Consider the following 3891-nt stretch of genomic DNA (forward strand, 5'->3'; position numbering starts at 1 on the left):
GGCGTGCAGGAGGTAGACCATCGCCCACAGGTGGCGGCCCTCCTCGACGTTCACCTGGAAGAGGTTGCGCAGGTCGTAGAGGCTGGGCGCGGTGGCGCCGAGGTTGCGCTGCTGCTCCACCGACGCCGGCTCGGTGTCGCCCTGGATGACGATGAGGCGCCGCAGGTCGGCGCGGTACTCGCCGGGCACCTTCTGCCAGGCGGGCTCGCCCTTGTGGGCGCCGAAGCCGATGCGGCGGTCGCCGTCGCGCTCGGCCAGGAAGATGCCCCACCGGTAGTCCTTCATGGCGACGTGCCCGAAGTGCGCCCAGCCCTCGCGTCCGACGTCGACGGCCGTGCGCAGGTAGACCTCCCGCGTCGGCAGCGACGGGCCCATCGACTCCCACCAGGACAGGAAGTTCGGCTGCCACGACTCCAGGGCGCGCTGGAGGCGCCGGTCCTCGTGCAGGCCGACGTTGTTGGGGATCTTCTCGGTGTAGTCGGCGGTGGTCGCCATCGCTCAGACTCGCTTTCGGTCGAAGTCGGCGCGCCGTCCGGTGCCGTAGCGGCGCAGGGCGCCGTCCGGACCGGACGCGTTCGGGCGCGTGAAGATCCAGTTCTGCCAGGCGGACAGCCGTCCGAAGATCTTGGTCTCGAGGGTCTCGGGGCCGGGGAAGCGGTAGTTGGCCTCCAGGCCGGTGAGCGCGTCGGGGCTGAAGCCGGCCCGCTCCTCGACGGCGATGCGGATCTCCTCGTCCCAGTCGATGTCGTCGGGCGCGAAGGTGACCAGGCCGAGGCGCTCGGCGCCGGCGGCCTCCAGGGGCTCGCCGGCGGCGTCCCGGACGGCGGCGAGCGCGCCGTCGTCGCCGAGGAAGCGGGTCGCCAGCCGGGTGAGCCCGTTGCCCATCGGGAGCGGTCCGAGGTTCATCGCGTCCACGGTGACCGCGGCGGGATCGGCGTCCGGGTCGACGTCCTCGAAGACGCCGTCGAGCTGGTAGGAGCGGTCGGCGGCGAGCGCGACCTCCAGGAGGGAGCCGGCGAAGCAGCTTCCGGGCTCGATCAGGGCGATGAGGCTGCGGCTGGTGACGTCGAGCCGCTTCAGCGTCCGCTTGAGGTAGTGCACGACCTCGTTGGCGAGCCAGTCGCCGGAGGCGTCGAGCAGCAGCCGGTCGTGGGCGAGGACGTGCTCGGCCCTCCCCGCCGTGCGGAGCACCCACGTGCCGAGCTCCGGCTCGTTGGTCCGCAGGTCCAGAATGAGGTCGTCCAGCTCGCGGGTCATGGCGAGCGTCCAGAAGTCCGCGTCGCGCAGGTCGCCGGGAGGCGCGTCCGGGCCCGCGATCGTGATCTCGGCGGCGCCGGCGTCGCGGTCGAGCGCCGCCGAGACGTGCCGGTAGGCGATGGAGGCGTCCGTGCGCTCCTTGCCGAGGGGCGCCAGCGCGATCCCCTCGGCGTCGCGCGGCCGGGAGGAGCGGGCCGCCAGCTCCCGCGCGCGTGCGGCGACCGTCTCGTCCCAGGCGGTGCGCGGGACGGCCTCGTCCACCAGGCCCCACGCGACGGCCTTCCCGCCGCCGAGGCCCTCCGCCCTGGTCGAGAAGTAGTCGGCGCGGTCGCGGCGGACGCGCCGCTTGTCCGACACGCGGGTCAGGCCGCCGGTGCCCGGCAGGACGCCGAGCAGCGGCAGCTCCGGCAGCGACATCGCCGAGGACCGGTCGTCGACGAGCATGATGTGCTCGCAGGCGAGGGCCAGCTCGTAACCGCCGCCGGAGGCGGTGCCGTTCAGCGCCGCCAGGTAGGTCTGCCCGGAGTGGGCCGTCGCGTCCTCGATGCCGTTGCGGGTCTCGTTGGTGAACTTGCAGAAGTTGACCTTCCAGGCGTGCGGGGACGCGGCCAGCATCCGGATGTTGGCGCCCGCGCAGAAGATCTTCTCCCTGCCGCTGGTGAGGACGACCACGCGCACCGCGGGGTGCTCGAAGCGGAGCCGCTGGACGGCGTCGTACAGCTCGATGTCGACGCCGAGGTCGTAGGAGTTCAGCTTCAGCTCGTATCCGGGGACCAGCCCGCCCCGCTCGTCGACCGCCATCGTCAGGGTGGCGACGTCGCCTTCGACGTCCAGGCGCCAGTGCCGGTAGCGGGACGGGTCCACCCGGAACTCCACGTGCGGGCCGGTCATGCGCTGTCCTTCCGCCGGTGCCGTCTCCATCATGCTCCACAAAATCCGTTCTTCACGTCAACTATTTGTAGCATTTCGGCTCGCGCGCCGCCCAGGGCGGGAGCGCCCGGGGACGGGTCAGGGCGCGGCGAGCAGGGCCGAGGCCAGCTCGCGGACGGCGAAGCGGCGCAGCTTGCCGGTCGGCGTCGTGGGCAGCCCGTCCACGACCAGCACCTCGCGGGGGCGCTTGAACGACGCGAGGCCCGCCCGGCAGAACCCGATCAGCTCGGCCGGCTCCGCGGTCGCGCCCTCCTTGAGCACGACGCAGGCGACGGGCTTGTCCAGGCCGTCGGCGTCCGGCAGCCCGACGACGGCGGCCATCGCCACCGCGGGGTGCTCCAGCAGCCGTCCCTCCACCTCGGCCGGCGACACCCAGATGCCGCCGGCCTTGAGCATGTCGCCCGTCCGGCCCAGGCAGGTGTAGAAGCCGTCCTCGTCCACCACGTAGGTGTCGCCCGTGCGCAGCCACTCCCCCTGGAAGACCTGCCGGGTCGTCTCGGTGCGGCACCAGTAGCCCGTGGCGATCGACTCGCCCTTCACCAGCAGCGAGCCCGGCGTCCCGGGCCCGACGTCGGCCCCGGCGGCGTCCACGACGCGCAGTTCGTAGCCGGGGACCGCGGTGCCCGTCGTCCCCGGGCGGACCCGTCCGGGCCGGTTCGACAGGAAGATGTGCAGGCACTCCGTGGAGCCGATCCCGTCGATGATCTCCACGCCGTACCGCTCGGTGAAGCGGCGGCACAGCTCGGCGGGCAGCGGCTCCCCCGCCGACACCGCCAGGCGGACCGACGCGAAGGCCTCCACCGGGACCTCGGCGTTGAGGATCGCCGCGTAGAAGGTCGGGACGGCGAAGAACAGGGTCGGCCGGTACTCGGCCAGCCGCCCGGCCACCGACGCCGGGGTCGGGCGGTCCGGGTCCAGGACGGCGGTCGCGCCTGCGGCGAGGGGGAAGAACAGCGAGTTGCCGATCCCGTAGGCGAAGAACAGCTTGGCGACCGAGTAGCAGCGGTCGTCCGGCCGGATGCCGAGCACCTGGCGGCCGTAGGTCTCCACGACGTGCCGGATGTTGGCGTGCCGGTGCATCGCGCCCTTCGGGCGGCCCGTCGTTCCGGACGTGTAGAGCCACAGGGCGCTGGAGTCGTCCGAGGTCGCGTACGGCTCGGCCGGCGCTCCGCCGCGGGCGCGCCCCTCGCGGACCAGGTCCTCGAACGGGTCCACCCGCACGCCCGCCGGGGCGCGGAGCGCCGCGTCCCCCTCCACCGCGACGCGCCGGACGCCGGGAGCGTGTGCGAGGGCCGCCTCGGCGGCGGCCGCGAACCGGTCGCCGACCAGCAGCACCCGGGCGCGCGCGTCGGCCAGCAGGCCGCCGAGCTCGGGGCCCGTCAGCATCGTCGACACCGGGACGGGGACGGCGCCGAGCCGCATCGCGCCCAGGATCGCCGCGGCCATGGGCGGGCCGTCGGCCATGAACAGCACCACCCGCTCCTCGGCGCGCAGGCCCCACCGTTCGAGCCCGGCGGCGATGTCCCCGGCGAGCTCGGCGAGCCCGGCGTAGCTGACGTCGCCGCCCGGACCGGTCAGCGCCGTCCGGCCGGCGCCGGGCCCGGACGCCGCCCGGAGCAGGTAGTCGGAGGCGTTGAAGGTGTCGGGCGGGACCGGTGCGGTCGCCGTTCCAGCGGTCATCGAGGTCTCCCCTCGCCGGGAACC

The 3891-nt window shown here is 73.9% G+C and carries 2 protein-coding genes and 1 pseudogene; all 3 read right to left on the bottom strand.

All coding sequences use genetic code 11. The features are described 5' to 3' along the window. Positions 1–495 (bottom strand): annotated as a pseudogene (locus AB0C69_RS39380) (benzoyl-CoA 2,3-epoxidase subunit BoxB); the annotation flags it as partial. 3 nt (positions 496–498) lie between these two features. Further along, the gene (gene boxC / locus AB0C69_RS39385) at positions 499–2148 is read right to left on the bottom strand and encodes a 2,3-epoxybenzoyl-CoA dihydrolase (RefSeq protein WP_360361324.1); all 1650 of its coding nucleotides are present in this window, start codon (positions 2146–2148) and stop codon (positions 499–501) included. A 117-nt stretch (positions 2149–2265) separates the two neighbouring features. Beyond that, the coding region (locus AB0C69_RS39390; RefSeq protein WP_360361327.1) for a benzoate-CoA ligase family protein at positions 2266–3891 on the bottom strand (1626 nt) is incomplete at its 5' end.

It is taken from the genome of Actinomadura sp. NPDC048032, assembly GCF_040653175.1.
In the GTDB taxonomy this organism is placed as follows: Bacteria; Actinomycetota; Actinomycetes; order Streptosporangiales; family Streptosporangiaceae; genus Spirillospora; species Spirillospora verrucosospora.

What these genes read in the sequence shown, in the direction of transcription:
- boxC (WP_360361324.1), bottom strand. Translation starts at nt 2,148, where the DNA reads ATGACCGGCCCGCACGTGGAGTTCCGGGTGGACCCGTCCCGCTACCGG.